This window comes from Mesorhizobium sp. B2-1-3, from assembly GCF_006442495.1.
GTDB lineage: Bacteria > Pseudomonadota > Alphaproteobacteria > Rhizobiales > Rhizobiaceae > Mesorhizobium.
In genome coordinates this window covers 176,790-192,105 of record NZ_VFWL01000007.1, presented here as the reverse complement: position 1 = coordinate 192,105, position 15,316 = coordinate 176,790, and the positions used below count along the sequence as shown (strand labels likewise).

Genomic DNA, 15,316 nt, shown 5'->3' with positions numbered 1-15,316 from the left:
GAATCCCGATATCGGACAGGCTGGGCTTTCGGCGCAGCGAAACTGCTTGTGCGGGCACCGACTTGGCACGTTCCGTTCAGGCAGGCAGGCGGAACTGCTTGCGCAAGGTCTTGTCGAACGTCGCGGCGGGCGCGAACCGCCGCAGCGTGCTGACCAGGCGGGCTGTCTTGCCGGCGGTGTAGCGTCGGCGCTGACGCTTCTCGGTGGCGGCCCTGAGTACCACATTCGCCACCGCTTCCGGAGGGTCTGCTTTCGGCATCACGTCGCGAAGCAATGCGTCGATACCGGCGCGGGCCTGATCGTATTCCTTCATGACGGAATCGGGCTCGAGCCCGTTCTGGTCGAACACGGTGCGCACGAAGGCAGGTTCGATGACCGAAACCCGGATGTTGAAAGCGCGAACCTCGTGGTCGAGCGATTCCGAATAGCCTTCGAGCGCGTGCTTGACGGCGGAATAGTGGGCCGAGTACGGCGCGGGGACCAATCCCAGGATCGAGCCGATATTGACGATGCGCCCCCCGCCGCGCCGCCGCATCGACGGCAGCACCGCGTTGATCATCCGCATGACGCCGAACAGATTGACATCGAACAGGGCCTTGGACTGGGAAACCGAGGATTCCTCCGCGCCTCCCAGCAGCCCGACGCCGGCATTGTTGACCAGAAGGTCTATCCGGCCGGTCCTGGCGAGGACATCTGAAACCAGAGCTGCGACCGACGCGTCATCGGTCACGTCACAAACCAGCATCGATATCCCGTCCGAGCCCTGGCCTGATATTTTGCGGCTGGTGCCGAAGACGGTGAAACCCGCCCGCGCCAAAGCCTCCGCGCTGGCGCGGCCGATGCCGGAGGAGGCGCCGGTCACGATCGCCGTCTTTCCTGAATTCCGGTTCATCTGGTGACTCCGAACTCGAGAGGTCTTGCCTCTCGGCGATGATTGAATTATGATCGTAATATCACATTACGGGTGTAATGCAATAGGGAAGCGGAAGGAGCGCCATGCGCTACGAAAAAGGCCGGAAGGACGCATCACGCAGCCGGATCATGGAGGTCGCCGCCGAACGGTTTCGCAGTGACGGCATCGCCGCGTCCGGGCTGGCAAGCATCATGAGCGACGCCGGCATGACGAACGGCGCCTTCTATCCACACTTTCAATCCAAGGCCGAACTCGTCCGCGAGAGCATGGTCGCGGCACTGGAGGCTCAGTCGCAGCAATTGCAGGGGGCGTTGGCCTCGGGAGGGCTGGAGTTGGCCCTCGGGATGTATCTGTCGCCCGAGCACCGGGATCATCCGGAGACCGGCTGTGCTTCGGCGGCGCTGTTGCCCGAAATCGCGCGTCAGCCATCCGAGACCCGCGCGCTCTACACCGAACGATTAATGACTCTGGTGCGCCAGCTATCGGCGCAGTTGCCGCCTGGAATCCCTGATCCGGAGGGCGTTGCATTGGGCGTTTTCGCGGCGCTCATCGGCGCCCTTCAACTGTCCCGCGCGGTGGAGGGAACTGAATTGTCCGATCGCATGCTGACGGCGGGAGCGGAGGCGGCGCGGACTCTGGTCCAGCCGCGCTAGGGTGAAGAGGAAGGCGCTATCCCGTGCGATGTGCCCCCGCTGCAAATCTAACGATGCAGCCAAACGAAGAAAAAAGCGGAAAGTTTCGCCGCCGTTGAACAATATATTTGTTCAGACCGGGCCTCAGCTGGCATGGCGAACCGGAACTTTCCTCCAAACCTTCCGTTTCTTTGAAGATCGTTGCTTCGACGGTCGAAGAGCAACAGGGAAGGATCCTATCATGAACATCAAGATGATCTGCGTCGGCGCGATGACGCTTTCGATGCTCGCGGGCTCGGCCCTCGCCGCCGCGACAAGGGCACGTCGGCACTCGACGACCCGGCCAAGATGCAGCCCTTCTACACCGACTCCAGCATGAAGAAGATGCGCAGCAGCGACGAGTTCACGAAGGCGTGGAAAGCGCTCACTCCGGAAGACCAGAAGATGATGATGACGGCCTGCGACGACGAGGCCAAGGACGCCAACGCCGCCAACAGCCATCCAGAATTCTGCAGCAGCGTCAAGGCGAATGGCGGCAGCAAATAGACCGGCCTAGAAGCAGGCTTTTGTAGCCCGCACCCTGAAGACAGCCCCGTCCCGCGGGGCTGTTGTCATGCGCCGACGCGCCGGCCGGTTTCGGCGTCGAACAGATGCGCGCAGGCGCGGTCGACCTCGATGCGCACCGGCTGGCCCTGCTTGAGCGCCAGCCGCTCGCGGAAAAGGCAGTCTATCTCCTCGCCGCCGCAGTCGACCTTGGCGAAGATCTCCGAGCCGGTGGCTTCCAGCAGCGTGACGCTGCCAGGTATGCCTTGGCTGCTGGCGCGGATGTGTTCGGGGCGGATGCCGTAGACCAGCTCTCCGCCCGGGACCTGTGCCGGATGAAGCGGCGCCGGCAGCGGCAAGGTCAGCCCGCCTGCGCTGCGGAAGACGCCTTCCTCGATGCGGCCGCGAATGAAATTCATGGCGGGCGAACCGATGAAGCCGGCGACGAAGAGATTGGCCGGCTGGTCGTAGAGGTCGAGCGGCGCGCCGACCTGCTCGACCAGGCCGTCATGCAGCACCACGATCTTGTCGGCCATGGTCATGGCCTCGATCTGGTCATGCGTGACATAGATGGTGGTGGTGCCCAGCCGCTGGTGCAGCGCCTTGATCTCGCCTCGCATCTGCACGCGCAGCTTGGCGTCCAGGTTGGAGAGCGGTTCGTCGAACAGGAAGACTTGCGGGTCGCGCACGATGGCGCGCCCCATGGCGACACGCTGGCGCTGGCCGCCCGAAAGCTGGCGCGGGAAGCGGTCGAGCAGCTTTTCCAGGCCGAGGATACTCGCCGCCCTGTTGACGCGGCCGGCGGTATCGGCCGGATCGGCTTTCTTGATCTTGAGCGCGAAACCCATATTGTCGGCCACCGTCATATGCGGGTAGAGCGCGTAGTTCTGGAACACCATGGCGATGTTGCGGTCTCGCGCCCTGAGATCGTTGACGACCCGCTCGCCGATGGCGATCCTGCCGGCCGAGATCGTCTCCAGCCCCGCGATCATGCGCAGCAGCGTCGACTTTCCGCAGCCCGAAGGTCCGACCAGGATCACGAACTCGCCATCGGCGATGTCGACGCTGACGTCGTGAATGATCCTGGTCGCTCCGAATGCCTTCTGCACATTGTTGATGGTCACCGCCGCCATTTCATGTCCTCACCTGGAAAGAGTGTCGTCGGCTTCAGCCGCCCTTGACCGCGCCGGCGGTCAGCCCGGCGACGATCTGCCTTTGCGCGAACATGGTCAGCACCAGCACCGGCAGCGTCACCACCAGTGCGGCGGCGGCCAGCGGCCCCCAGCTCACCTGCTCGTAGGAGAGCATGTTGTAGACCGCGACCGGCAAGGTCCGCGTCTCGCGGCTGGCCAGCACCACGCCAAAGACGAAATTGTTCCAGGAGAAGATGATGGACAGGATGAAGGCCACCACGATGCCTGGCCTGGCGATGGGCAACGCGACCAGCCGGAACACCTGCCATGAGGAGGCGCCGTCCATGCTGGCGGCCTCCTCCAGCTCCATCGGCGTGGTTTCGAAATAGCCGATCATCACCCAGACCACGATCGGCACCGTGACCACGAGATGGATGATGATCTGCGGCCACAGCGTGCCCAATATGCCCGCCCACTGGAACAGCAGGAACAGCGGGATGAGATAGGACAGCCCCGGCGTCATGCGCGCGATCATGATGACGACCGCCGACCGTTCGGCCTTGAGCCGCGCTATGCCGTAGCCGGCAGGCACGCCGATCAGCAGCGCCAAGAGCGTCGCCGTGCCGGTCACCAGCACCGAGTTCCAGAAGTAGAGCAGGAAATTGTTCTCCTCGAACACCTTGGCATAGTTCGACCAGGCCACGTGCTCGGGGATGAAGACCGGCGGCGAGGCGCCGTTGTCGATCTCGAATTTCAGGGACAGCGAGAGCATCCAGAGGAAGAACAGGATCGCCGGCGAGACGAAGACCAGGGCGGCGAAGAACAGGCCGATCCGGTTGAGCAGTCGCGAACGCATCTATTTGCCCTCCGCGTCGGTCCAGCGGCTGCGCTGGCGCAGCATCAGCAGGACGAAGGACAGCGCTACGATAAGAACGAAGAACACCACCGCCATGGCCGAGCCGTAGCCGACGTCGTAATAAGAGAAGGCGATGTTGTAGAGATAGATGTTGATGGTCTCGGAGGCCGTGCCCGGCCCACCCTGCGTCATCGCATAGATGATGTCGAAGCTCTTCAGTGCGTCGATCGTGCGGATGATCACCGCGATCATCAGGAACGGCGCGATCATCGGCAAGGTCAGGTAACGGAACTGCTGCCAGGCATTGGCGCCGTCGATCTCGGCGCTCTCGAAGGGTTCGCGCGGCACCGAGGCCAGCCCGCCCAGCACGATCAGCATCACCAGCGGCGTCCACTGCCAGGTCTCGACCGCAACCAGCGAGGGGATGACCGTCCTGGCATTGAATATCCATTCCTGCGCCGGAATGCCGACCAGCGACAGAAGGTAGTTGAGCACGCCGAGTTGCGGATGGAACATCATCGTCCAGACCAGCGCCACGGCGACGGGCGTGGCCATCATCGGCATCACGAAAATGCCGCGCAGCACGCCGCGCAGCGGGAACCGGGCATCGAAGATCAGCGCCGCGACCGTGCCGAGCAGCATCGGCGCGGCCACCGAGAGGAAAGTGTAGGACAAAGTGTGCGCGAGCGATTCCCAGAACCGCCCATCGCCGACCAGTCGCAGATAGTTCTCCATCCCCGCGAAGCTTCGCGACTGGCCAAGCGTCCAGCGGTTGACGCTCATCCACAGCGTGAAGGCCCAGGGAAAGACGATGACGGCGCCGACGACGACCAGCGCGGGGACGACGAAGGGCCAGTAGCTGGGAGCCAGCTTGACGGGCCGGCCCCCTTCGCTTGCCTGTTTCATCACCCCGGTACGATCCGTCGTCGCCCCGGCGCGATCCGTCGTCGCCCCGGCGCGACTCGTCGTCGCCTCGGCGCGCTCTGGGGCAGTTGCGGACATCAGCCTTGCTCGCTCCTGTCGAGGACCGGCTGGAACTGTTCCGTCGCCTTCTTCAGTTCCTCCGCCGGGTCGGCCCCGGCGAGCAGGTTGCTGAGCGCCACGCCATAGATGTCGCGGAATTCGGTGACCGGGATGATGACCGGCAGCGCCAGCCGGCTGACATTGCCGGAGCCGACCACGGCATCGAGCCAACTCGCCGGCATGGTCACGCCTTCGCGCACCTTGGGGTCTTCCAGCACCGATTTGCGGAACGGCACGCCGGCACCTGCCTGCAGCAGCCGCGCGCCCATGCCGGCCGACACCGCCCATTGGCAAAAGAGATAGGCGGCTTCCTTCTTCTCGCTGGCCGTTGTCACGCCGAGCCCGTCGCCGAACGTACCCGAGGCATGCGCCTTGGGGCCCTTGGGCATGACGCCGTAGCCGACCTTGCCGACCACCCTCGACTTCTCCGGATTTTCCATCGGCGGCGCGAACCCGACGCCGTCGAACCACATGCCGATCTTGCCTTGCAGGAAGGCGGATTGCGCTTCGGCCCAGTTGAATCCGGTGACGCCGGGCGGCGCGGATTTGGTCATCAGCCGCTGGTAGAGGGCGGCCGCCTCCACCGCCTCGGGCGCGGTGGTGCGCAGCTTGCCCTTGTCGTCGAGCGGCGTCATGTCGTAGCCGAGCATCAGCGAGGTCCAGACCGGCGTGTTGGCGTTCTTGAGGCCGCGCGCGACGAAACCGTAGGTGTTGGTCGACGGGTCGGTCAGAGCCTCCGCGGCTGAAACGAGCTGATCGAAGGTTTCGGGGTATTTGAGGCCCTTGGCCTCGAACAGCTCCTTGTTCCAGTAGATTATCCAGTAGTCGACCGAGAACGGCAGCGAGCGCAGCACGCCCTGGCCGTCCTTGGCGAACAGCATGCCGGCATCGGCAAAGTCCTTTTCGACCAGGCTCGGATCGGTCAGCGTCGGGTCGGCAAGGTAGCCCGATATGTCGGCCAGCCAGCCGCCCTTCTCGAACTGCCGCTTCTGCACATGGTAGCTCAGATGCACGACGTCGAAGCTGGGTTTGCCGGAGCTGAGCTCGATCACCGTCTTCTGGCGCTGCTGCTGCTCGGGCGTCGCCTCGGCATTGACCTTGATGCCCGTCAGATCCTCGAACTCGGCGAGATATTTGATCAGCGTGTCGCTGCGCGGGCTTTTCACCAGATTGACATCGAGCGTCGTGCCCGCGAAGCGCTTCCACTCGACGCCGGCGGCAAGGCTCGGGCGGATACCGGCAAAGCCGGCGCCGGCGAGCATGGCGGCGCCCGCAAGGAGCTGCCTTCTGGTTGGGTTGAATGGATTGGACGGCATTTCTTCCTCCCGGTTGCTGTCATTGTCGATTGCGCCGCGACAGGCACGGCGCGGCCTGCTTCCTCAGATATGGAGCGCCAGCCGGCGCGCATTGTCGATATGCTGGCTGATCGCCTCGACCGCCTTTTGTGGATTGCGGCTTTCGAGGGCTTCGATCACGCTCAGATGCTCGCGCATCACCGGCACCACGCGCCCGTCGATGCGGAACCGTTCCTGGTGGATCAGGCGGATCTTCACCGAATTGACCAGATAGGCCTTGGCAATGATCTCGTTGCCGAGCGCATCGATGAAAGTATCGTGCATGGCCCAGTCGATGGTCTGAGCCCTGGCCTCCATCTCCGGCGTCGGGGTCTGCGCCAGCGCCTGCGCCAGCATGTCCTCATGCTCGCGGCGCAAGCGCGCGAGTTCGTCGTCGGAGGCGCTGACGGTGAACAGCGCCACCGCCTCGCGCTCCATGAACAGGCGGAACTGGAAGGCCTCGCGGATCAGGCTGATGTCGATATGCGCAATCTGCATGCCGCGCTGCGGGATCGTCGTCAACAACCCCTCGGCTTCCAGGCGCGGCACGATCTCGCGGATGGCGCCGAGCGGCAGGCCGGTGAACGCGACGAGTTCGCGCTGCGACACGAACTGGCCCGGCTTGAGGTCGCGGGCCAGCAAATGCCGCGTGAAGCTGGCATAGGCCTGCTCCCGCAGATTTGTCTGGTCGCCGCCATTGGCCATTTCAGTGCTTCCTTCCCCGTCAGGCCGCCGCGGCCGCGAAAAGAGTGTCGTAGGCAGCGCCAAGCTGCTGGCGCTCCGGCGCCGCGATCGGCTCGAGCGGCGGCCGCACCGCCAGCCAGCGCTCGTCGCCGGTCTTGCGCGCCACCATCACCTTGACCGCCGGAAGGACCGGGTGCTTGAGCAACTCGAGCACGAAACGCTCGACGCGCACGTCGTCGTGCCCTTTCTCGGCCATGGCGAGGACCTCGCCAGCGGCGAAATTGGCCATGCCCGAAATCGCGCCCTGGCCACCGATCCTGACCGCCCGCGCCAGATGCCGCTCGTCGCCGATCAGGATCACCAGATCGCCATGGGCGCCGAGCAGCGCCTCGCTATAGGCCCAGTCGCCGCCGGAATCCTTGACGCCGGCGACCACGTCCGGAAACGCCTGGCGCAGCCGGCCGATCAGCCCCAGCGAAAGCTGCACCGTGGTGACCGAGGGGATGTTGTAGAGCAGCACGCCGCGGGCCAGCGGACCGAGAGCGGCAAAGACAGCGGAAAACCAGCCGAAAAGGCCATCGTCGCCGATATTCTTGAAATAGCTGGGAGGGGCAAGGAGGATGTTGCGGGCGCCGCGCTGCAAGGCATGGCGAGCCTGCTCGGCTGCATCCTCGGCCGCATCGACCAGCACGCCTGCGACAAGCTGATGCGGCGCGATGCCGGCCGCCAGCATCGCCTCGGTGACGGCCCGCCGCTCCCCGGTGCCGACCGAAGCGCCCTCCCCGGTGGTGCCGAAAAGCGTCACACTGGTGCAGCCCTGCGCCAGGCAGCTTCGGGCCCACGCCACCATGGGTGGAATGAGGATTTGCCCCGACGCATCGAAAGGCGTGGCCAGAGCAACCGAAAGACCAAAACGCGATGTCACCAGCGAGCCTCCAAAAGAGCAGTTCGCAGGTAGTGCTATCACGCTAACATGTTAGTCGTAAATAGGGCGGATGCCATTTACGGAAACAGAAGTTGTGATGCTTCCGGTGCAGGCGCTATCCATGCCCGCCTCGCCGTCAGGCCGTTTGTGCCGTTTTTCCTTTTTCCTGCCATGTTGCGTTGCGAAAGATTTGTTGCATTGCGATACGATCCACCCCGGCCGACAATGGCCGCGGGTTGGGCTTGCACGAAGGATTTGTCGTGGCAGCATCGTTCCGACCCGATATCGAGGGAATGCGCGCACTGGCGGTAGCAGGTGTCGTCGCCTATCATTTCGGCCTCACAGCCCTGCCCGGCGGCTTTGCCGGGGTCGACATCTTCTTCGTCATCTCCGGCTATCTCATCACAAGACACCTTTTGCAGGAGATCGGCGAGAGCGGCCGGCTGAACCTGTGGCGCTTCTATGCCCGCCGCGCCCGGCGGTTGCTGCCGGCCTCGCTGTTCGTCATCCTCGCCACGCTACTCGCCGGCGCCTTCATCCTGTCGCCGGAGGAACAGGCGCTCTATTCGAAGGGCGCGATGTTTGCCTCGGCCTATATGATCAATCTGTGGCTGATCCGCTGGTCGTTCGACTATTTCGCCTCCGATGCCGCCAACAACCCCTTCATCCATTTCTGGTCGCTGTCGGTGGAGGAGCAGTTCTACCTCGCATGGCCGGCGCTGCTTGTTCTCGCCGCATGGCTGCGGCCGGGACGGCGCGCGGCGATCGTGGTCATCGGCGTCACCGGCCTGGTGTCGTTCGTGGCCTGCGCCTGGCTGACCAGCGTTTCGCCGCCCTGGGCTTTCTATTTCTCGCCGCTGAGGGCCTGGGAGTTCGCCGCCGGCGGGCTTGCCACGACGGTGCCGGCAAATTTCCTCCAGCACCACCCGCGGCTGCGCGCCGCGCAAGGCTGGCTCGGCCTGGCGCTGATCGTGCCCGCCTATCTGCTGCTGGACGAGGCGCTGCCCTTCCCCGGCCTGCTGGCGCTGCTGCCGGTCGTCGGCACGGTGCTGCTGCTGGTCGGCGGGGCAGGCGAGCGCCAAACGGGTGGCAAGCTGGCCGCCGGCCCCACGGCTGTCCTGTCGCTGCAGCCCATGCAATGGATCGGCAGGCTCTCCTATTCGCTCTATCTCTGGCACTGGCCGGTCATCGTCTATGCGGGAATGGTCACCGCGGAGCTTTCCGGGCTGGACAGGTTTGCCTGCCTGGCACTGACGCTGATGCTCTCCATCTTCACCTATCACGTCATCGAAAACCCCGTGCGCCGCAACGGCTGGCTGATGGCAAGCGCCGCCCGCGCGCTCGTGCCCGCGGCGCTGCTGACCGGCGCCGGCGTGGTCGCGGCCTACGCCAATGCCAAGTTTGCCGTTCACGAACTCGATCCGGAGCAGCGCGTCATCGCCCAAAGTGCGGCGCGTCCATCCACCGCGCGCGCCAGGGGCGGCTGCGTGCTCGACTACGAGACCATCACCCCGAAGCCCTGCGTGTTTGGCGCCAAGGATGCGAAAGGCACGATCGCCTTGTTTGGCGATTCACATGCCGACCACTGGTCGACGCCGCTGATCGAGGCGGCCGAAAAGCGCGATTACCGGGTGGTTACCTGGCTCAAATCCTCGTGCCGGGCGTCCCGGCTGTCGACATGGTCGAGCAAGCTGAAGCGCGACTACGCCGAATGCGACCAGTGGCGCGAGCAGTCGATCAAGGAGATCCTGGCGCTGAGGCCGGCCCTGGTGGTGATCTCGGAAATAGCCCTGACCAGTTCGCGCAAGATGGCCGCCGGCAAGGATGAGCCCGACAGTCAGGACGCGGAGTGGAAGACTGGCCTGCGTTCAACACTGGAGACGTTCAGCAAGGCCGGGCTGAAAGTCGCCTTCATTCGCGACGTGCCCTTCAACGACGAGCAGGTCGACACCTGCGTGGCGCGTGCGCTGTGGCGCGGCGACACGCCCTCGCTCTGTGATCAGACGCGCGCCTATGCCGCCAACGACGCCATGGCCGCGGTGGAGCGCGACGTCGTGCGCAGCATTCCGAACGCCCGCTATGTCGATATGACCGACCAGTTCTGCAACCAGACCACCTGCCATGTCTTCATCGGCGGCAAGATCGCCTTCCGCGACCGCCACCATCTGGCGACCGCTTTCGCCGAGACGCTGGAGAAGCCGCTGGAGAAGGCGCTGTTTTAGAAGGGGTTAACGTCCCTTCTTCAAAGGCGCGCTGCCAAGGCGCCGCCCCCTCACAGCGCGCGCGGGCACGAAACATTGGTTTACCGGCTTTATGGGAACAGGGCCGCGAGGGCAGCGTTTATTAGATGAGCCTTAAAGAGGAGGTTGCCATGAAGAAACTCTTGCTCGCATCCGTGATTGCCGTCGCTTCGGCGGTGGCCGTGATCGCCCCGGCAAATGCCGCCAGCATCACGCTTGGCATCGGCAACGGCTATGACGACGATTATTATGTTCCCAGATATCGTCACCACTATCGCGATTATTCCGACGATGACGGCTACTATCGCCGCTACAGCATGTATGACGAGAGCTACCGTCCGCGTTATTACGGTCATCGTCGCTGCCACACCGAGGTGATCAAACACTGGCGTCATCACCATCGGGTCATCGAGAGAGTCCGCGTCTGCAGGCGTTGACCTGACAACCAATCCGGCCGGCATCGCGCCGGCCGGATTGTCGTGCCCAGCCCATGCCCAGGAATGGCGCCACTGCCGTGCGCGCTGCGCCTGTCATCCGGCTACTATTTTCGCATCATCATCCCGTAGTGCATCGCCAGCAGATCGAGCCCGATTCTCAACAGCTTTGCCGCCACGTCCCTGCCCTCGCTCATCTCTCCCGCCACGCCTCTGACCGACTGCTCCAGGCACACGATCTTCCGCACCACGTCGACCACTTCCCAATGGCCGAGCGCGCGGGTCGCTGCGGCGTGCGACCGTCCGGCATTGAGCACGCTGTCGGTGATGCCGCCGCTTGTCCTGTCGCCGTCGACGCGTTCGCTCCAGCGCATCGGCTTGATATCAGCCTGCTGGCTGGCGCGGAAATCCTCGCGGTAGCGCAGACCGGCTTCGCGCTGCTGGCGCGACAGCGAGGTGATGCCCAGCAGCGGATCGATGCTGCGCACCCGCACGATACCACCGGTGGAGGTATGGCGGTCATTGGACACCTCATAGACGCGCCGCGCCTCCGACGTGCCGGTTGCGAGCCGCTTGCGGCCGAACTCATCGTCCCGCAACGCGAAATCATGGCCGACCTCGCGGCGGATGCGCACCTGCTCGGCCTCGCCCTTCGGCAGCTTCGGCGTCTGCGGTTTGGCTGATCTGGCGGCTTTCTTGCTCATGGCTGCGTCCTTGTGGGGAGTGGATTGAGGTGCTGGCTGGCGGGGCAGCAATCCCTGGCGAAATTGGCTGCGTGCGCCGGAACCAGCGGCGAGGCTGGGCGTTGTGCCGCACCAAACCAACAGGAGGTATGCCCATGACCGCTTTCATGCCGGTGACCTTGCGCTTCTGCGACAACAAGACCATGCTGGTGGGCTCCATCGCCCAGGCGGCGACCGCGCTTCGCCGGCAATGGCCTGACAAGACGGCCACCGCCTATCTGGATGCGGCAAGGCTGGTCAGGCTCGCCATCGACGGCAGCTGCCGCCAGCGGGTCGCCTTCGAGGCTTTCACCAAGGCGGCCGGACAGCAGGGGCTGCTGGTGGCGAAGCCGCGTAGCCGCGCCCATGAGTGGCTCGACGCCGCCGCGGGCCCGTGAGGTGGCTGAAACGTGATGCAACCGCGCCGCCGCCTTGCACGTTGATAGGGGCTGGCTTCCGAGCCGCGCGCAACGCCAAGGTAACCGCCGTGGGCACCATGAAAACAGGATCTCCGCTCAAAGTATGCCTGGACGGGCATGTCGAGGTGATCGACGGCGTCGCTGAGGCAGCCGACTTCCTGCAGCGCTGGCCGATTGAACGGCGTGGTCACGTCTACCGCAGTGCGCTCAACGCGTGCAGCGCAGCCATCGCGGCGCAGATTTCGCACGCCGACGCGATGAAAGCGTTCACCGGCTTCGCCCGGGTTACCCGTATATTGGCCGGCGACGACGGCCGGCCAGCGATGCCTGATGCAATGAGCGTGCGAATGCCAAAGCAGGGCCACGATCTGCCAAAATAAAGGCGTTGCGTGGCCGCCGTTCCCGCCAGATCGCCACCATTGCAGAAGAAAAGCCAGCGTTCCAGCTAGTCTCTTTCTCCCCGTTTTACGGGGAGAAATGCCCGGCAGGGCAATGAGGGGCGGTGCCACCGCTTCGATACCTTGCATCTGACCCAATCTCCCGAATTCATGCTTGTGTTCCCAATCCTGACCGGCGTTGCCTCCTGCCGGCATCGTCTCCCGAGAACGGGGGAAAGAAGCTCACCCCGCCTCGCAGACACGCCGGTGGAAGCGCGCCTGGTGATAGGTGCAGTAGCTTTTCATCGCCCGTGTGCGCATACCGCAGCACAGCATGTGGACGCCCGGCCGGCCGCCGGGCGCGTCGTTTTCCGGATTTTGCTCCAGCGCCAGGTCGAGCGGAGCGCGGCAGCGGCCGAACAGGCAGTCCACGAAGCGCATTGCCACGCCATGCGGCTGGCGGCCGATCGGGCTTCGCTGCGGCACCGGCACCTCCAGGCGGTAGGCTTGCCCGTCCGCCATCAGCACGCCGGCCTCGCGTGCTGCGAGGCGTTCCGCACCTTCATCCTTCGGCACGCGCTTGCGTCCGGCCTTGGCGGCGCGGTCGGCGGCCTTGTCATTCGCCCTCTCGGCTGCCGCGATGCACTTGCTGTTGGCAAAACCGATCGAACTCAGCATGGCGTTACGGTGAACGATGCCGATGATGGCGTCGCGCGACACCGGGCTGCCTCGCGACGCGCTGAACCGAGCCGCGATGCGCGAGGCGGAAAGTCCGTCCGTCAGCCAGCCGGCGATCGCCTGCAATTCCTTGTCGCCGTAAAGTGCCATATCTGGTCTCCGTCCATTGCGCGGCCGCGGCAGCGCGCGACGCCGCCGGCGAGTATCGGTGTCGGCCCGCCGCAGGCGGTGGGCATTGTTGGGTTGGATCCGGCCTGTCGGCCGTTGGATTGGCGGCCTCAGCCCGGCCGGCCGCCCAGCGCGGCGAGGCGCGCCAGCCGCGCCTCTGCCGTCACCCGGTCGGGTGCGAAAACCGCCCTGCCCGTCAGCCTGTCGAGCAGGATCACGGTGCCGTCCTCGGTGCGGATCAGGGAGCGGATCCGCACCGCGCTGAATTGGGGGCCGGAGCCGCGGGGAGCGGCGGCTCCGGCCGTTCCGGCCGCCGGTGACGGGCGGACCGGACGTGCGGCTGATGCATCGGGGCAATCAGCCTCACGCTTCGCCCTGGCCGGGGAGGAGGACAGCCGGGGCGAAAGGGAATGAGCGCTGGCCGGCTCGCGTGAAGCTGGCCTGAGGGCGCTTTCGACTCGGAAGGGGTTGAGCTTTTGCATGAACGGATATAAGCATAACTCAAAAACTTATGCAAGCTATTCTTTCATGGACGAAAGCAGCGCTTGTTGGTCACATGGGCGCCATGGTGAAAACGCAACTGTCGATCAAGGTCGGGGCGGCAATCCGCCAGGCGCGCAAGCAGCGCGGCCTGGTCATGCGCCACATCGCCGAGCACAACGACACCGACGTCGCCGCCGTCGGCAATTGGGAAACCGGTCGCAACCTGCCCAAGACGGAAAACCTCCTGAAGACTGCCGCCTTTCTGCGTGTCGACCCGGTCGCGCTCGGCAAGGGCGAGGTGGTTTTCCTCGACGATGCCGGACCGGTCAACGACGCCGAGATCGTCACCGACGCCGGGCCGCCCCCCGCCGGGCCGATGGACATCCAGGTGCTGGGCGCCGCCGTTGGCGGCGACGACGGCGATTTCACCTTCAACGGCGAGCCCGCCGGCTACGTCCAGCGCCCACCCGGCATCCGCAACCTGGCCAAGGTGTTCGCGCTGCATGTGCTCTCGGATTCCATGGTACCCCGTTACGAGCCCGGAGACCTGATCTATTGCGGCGGCCGCGATGCCGTCCCGGGCGATCACGTGGTGATCGAAACCTTCCCGGAAGAGAACGAACGCAACGGCAAGGCCTTCATCAAGAAATTGGTCAAGCGCACCGCCGCCAAACTGGTGGTCGAACAGTACAATCCGCCGAAGACGTTGACCTTCAACCGCTACGCCATCAAGCAGGTCTGGCGGGTCATTCCGTTGAAGGAATTGCTGGGCTATTGAGGGCGACGGGGCAATTCTTCCTCCCACAAGGAGAGCAGGCAAAACCCAGCGTCGATGCCACCCTCACGCCCGCCCCGATCCCTCCAGCGGCATCTCGCGCTCGCTCAGCATCAGCGCCTCGCTGCGCACGCGCTGGCGCTCGTTGATAAACGCCGCCCGGATCTGGATCGCCGTGCCCGGCAGCCCGTCGGCGCGGCAGGCCGAGCAGACCAGCCGGCCCGAAAGCGCTGCCAGCGGCGTATTGCCAGTCACGCCGAAGCGCCGCAGCTGATCGGGCTTCCACCACCTGTTGCGGCCGCAATCGGCGCATTCGACCGATATCGAAACGACATCCGCAATCACTGATCCCTTGCCCGTCAATGCCATCGCGGCTCGCCTTTTTGTTCCTTGTTTGTTCGCATATTCCTGTGTTTTGAAACGAGAGTCGAGTCGCATCTTTCAGGGCTCCGCAAAAGTTTCTCTTTCGCCAATTTTTGAGTTATGCTTCTATATGGCTTGCAAAGCCGAGTCGGCGCGCGTGCAGCACCCCGGGAGAGACGATGGACGCCCTTGCCGCCGATTTCGCTCATGCCTGCGGCTATGGCGGCGACAGTCACGCTCTCATCGAGGCCTTCGCGAGAATCCGCGAACACGGCATCCGCCAGGCGCGCCTCGGCCATTTCAGGCGCAAGGTGGTCGTCGACGCGCTGAAACAATCGGAAGCGCTTTTCCTGGCGGCGATCGGCCCGGCGCTATCGGCACAAGAAGCCATCGAGGACGCCGCCCGCTTCATCTCCTTCTGGCGCAACATGCCGCGCTGGCGCCAGGAACGGCGCCTGGCGGACCTCGCCAGGGCGAGGCAACAACGCCTGCTGGCGCGCTTCTTCCGCCGCTACGGCCACCGCATTTGGGCCTTGCAGGCGGCATAGGCGGGCTCGCTAAGCCGTCGGCGACCACGCGCCACGAGAGAGACGCAGCCACGAGAAGAGCTGGGC

Annotated in this window: 19 protein-coding genes; 8 read left to right on the top strand and 11 right to left on the bottom strand. The window is 64.7% G+C overall.

The features are described 5' to 3' along the window. Nucleotides 1-76: 76 nt before the first annotated feature. Nucleotides 77-892 (bottom strand): oxidoreductase, encoded by an 816-nt coding sequence (locus FJ973_RS14515; protein WP_140499093.1) that lies wholly within the window; start codon nucleotides 890-892, stop codon nucleotides 77-79. A 104-nt stretch (nucleotides 893-996) separates the two neighbouring features. Here FJ973_RS14515 and FJ973_RS14510 point away from each other — a divergent pair, with 104 nt between their 5' ends. Beyond that, complete coding sequence (locus FJ973_RS14510; RefSeq protein WP_140499095.1) at nucleotides 997-1,566, top strand: TetR/AcrR family transcriptional regulator; 570 nt, start codon at nucleotides 997-999, stop codon at nucleotides 1,564-1,566. A gap of 180 nt (nucleotides 1,567-1,746) precedes the next feature. Beyond that, the gene (locus FJ973_RS14505) at nucleotides 1,747-2,091 is read left to right on the top strand and encodes a hypothetical protein (RefSeq protein WP_246675882.1); all 345 of its coding nucleotides are present in this window, start codon (nucleotides 1,747-1,749) and stop codon (nucleotides 2,089-2,091) included. A 65-nt stretch (nucleotides 2,092-2,156) separates the two neighbouring features. Here the strand turns inward: FJ973_RS14505 and ugpC are convergent, their stop codons facing one another. From ugpC to FJ973_RS14475, 6 genes are all read right to left on the bottom strand, one after another. Further along, entirely contained in the window at nucleotides 2,157-3,221 is a 1,065-nt protein-coding gene (ugpC, locus tag FJ973_RS14500; protein ID WP_140499099.1) for a sn-glycerol-3-phosphate ABC transporter ATP-binding protein UgpC, read from the bottom strand. A gap of 34 nt (nucleotides 3,222-3,255) precedes the next feature. Next, complete coding sequence (locus FJ973_RS14495; RefSeq protein ID WP_140521426.1) at nucleotides 3,256-4,077, bottom strand: carbohydrate ABC transporter permease; 822 nt, start codon at nucleotides 4,075-4,077, stop codon at nucleotides 3,256-3,258. Continuing rightward, nucleotides 4,078-4,983 (bottom strand): sugar ABC transporter permease, encoded by a 906-nt coding sequence (locus FJ973_RS14490; protein ID WP_140521586.1) that lies wholly within the window; start codon nucleotides 4,981-4,983, stop codon nucleotides 4,078-4,080. It lies immediately after the preceding gene. A gap of 95 nt (nucleotides 4,984-5,078) precedes the next feature. Continuing rightward, on the bottom strand, nucleotides 5,079-6,416 hold the full coding sequence (locus tag FJ973_RS14485) for a sugar ABC transporter substrate-binding protein (protein ID WP_140521425.1): 1,338 nt from the start codon (nucleotides 6,414-6,416) through the stop codon (nucleotides 5,079-5,081). Between the two features lie 63 nt (nucleotides 6,417-6,479). After that, a complete protein-coding gene (locus FJ973_RS14480) occupies nucleotides 6,480-7,139 on the bottom strand; it encodes a GntR family transcriptional regulator (RefSeq protein ID WP_140499104.1) in 660 nt (219 codons plus the stop codon). A 19-nt stretch (nucleotides 7,140-7,158) separates the two neighbouring features. Then, a complete protein-coding gene (locus FJ973_RS14475) occupies nucleotides 7,159-8,043 on the bottom strand; it encodes a dihydrodipicolinate synthase family protein (protein ID WP_140556364.1) in 885 nt (294 codons plus the stop codon). A 260-nt stretch (nucleotides 8,044-8,303) separates the two neighbouring features. Here FJ973_RS14475 and FJ973_RS14470 point away from each other — a divergent pair, with 260 nt between their 5' ends. Together FJ973_RS14470 and FJ973_RS14465 are read left to right on the top strand one after the other, a co-directional pair. Further along, nucleotides 8,304-10,265 carry an acyltransferase family protein gene (locus tag FJ973_RS14470; protein ID WP_140556362.1) on the top strand — a complete coding sequence of 654 codons (1,962 nt, stop codon included), beginning with the start codon at nucleotides 8,304-8,306 and terminating at the stop codon, nucleotides 10,263-10,265. 149 nt (nucleotides 10,266-10,414) lie between these two features. Beyond that, nucleotides 10,415-10,720, top strand: a complete 306-nt coding sequence (locus FJ973_RS14465) for a hypothetical protein (RefSeq protein ID WP_140499110.1) — start codon at nucleotides 10,415-10,417, stop codon at nucleotides 10,718-10,720. Nucleotides 10,721-10,824: 104 nt separating this feature from the next. Here the strand turns inward: FJ973_RS14465 and FJ973_RS14460 are convergent, their stop codons facing one another. Then, nucleotides 10,825-11,421, bottom strand: a complete 597-nt coding sequence (locus FJ973_RS14460; protein ID WP_140556361.1) for a DUF6456 domain-containing protein — start codon at nucleotides 11,419-11,421, stop codon at nucleotides 10,825-10,827. Between the two features lie 134 nt (nucleotides 11,422-11,555). On the opposite strand from FJ973_RS14460, the gene FJ973_RS14455 reads away from it, so the two are divergent. Beyond that, nucleotides 11,556-11,837 (top strand): DUF982 domain-containing protein, encoded by a 282-nt coding sequence (locus FJ973_RS14455; protein ID WP_140499114.1) that lies wholly within the window; start codon nucleotides 11,556-11,558, stop codon nucleotides 11,835-11,837. Nucleotides 11,838-11,935: 98 nt separating this feature from the next. Continuing rightward, nucleotides 11,936-12,238, top strand: coding sequence for a DUF982 domain-containing protein (locus FJ973_RS14450; RefSeq protein ID WP_181165274.1), 303 nt, complete (start codon nucleotides 11,936-11,938; stop codon nucleotides 12,236-12,238). Nucleotides 12,239-12,478: 240 nt separating this feature from the next. Here FJ973_RS14450 and FJ973_RS14445 read toward each other — a convergent pair whose 3' ends face one another. Both FJ973_RS14445 and FJ973_RS31400 read right to left on the bottom strand, forming a co-directional pair. Continuing rightward, the gene (locus FJ973_RS14445) at nucleotides 12,479-13,063 is read right to left on the bottom strand and encodes a GcrA cell cycle regulator (protein WP_140556359.1); all 585 of its coding nucleotides are present in this window, start codon (nucleotides 13,061-13,063) and stop codon (nucleotides 12,479-12,481) included. Nucleotides 13,064-13,191: 128 nt separating this feature from the next. Beyond that, entirely contained in the window at nucleotides 13,192-13,338 is a 147-nt protein-coding gene (locus tag FJ973_RS31400; RefSeq protein ID WP_224618688.1) for a hypothetical protein, read from the bottom strand. Nucleotides 13,339-13,637: 299 nt separating this feature from the next. On the opposite strand from FJ973_RS31400, the gene FJ973_RS14435 reads away from it, so the two are divergent. Next, nucleotides 13,638-14,342 (top strand): helix-turn-helix transcriptional regulator, encoded by a 705-nt coding sequence (locus FJ973_RS14435; RefSeq protein ID WP_140556464.1) that lies wholly within the window; start codon nucleotides 13,638-13,640, stop codon nucleotides 14,340-14,342. A 63-nt stretch (nucleotides 14,343-14,405) separates the two neighbouring features. Here FJ973_RS14435 and FJ973_RS14430 read toward each other — a convergent pair whose 3' ends face one another. Further along, the gene (locus FJ973_RS14430; protein WP_140556357.1) at nucleotides 14,406-14,708 is read right to left on the bottom strand and encodes a hypothetical protein; all 303 of its coding nucleotides are present in this window, start codon (nucleotides 14,706-14,708) and stop codon (nucleotides 14,406-14,408) included. Nucleotides 14,709-14,881: 173 nt separating this feature from the next. On the opposite strand from FJ973_RS14430, the gene FJ973_RS14425 reads away from it, so the two are divergent. Next, nucleotides 14,882-15,250: a hypothetical protein gene (locus FJ973_RS14425; protein ID WP_140516189.1), complete on the top strand. Its 369-nt coding sequence runs from the start codon at nucleotides 14,882-14,884 to the stop codon at nucleotides 15,248-15,250. Nucleotides 15,251-15,316 lie beyond the last annotated feature (66 nt).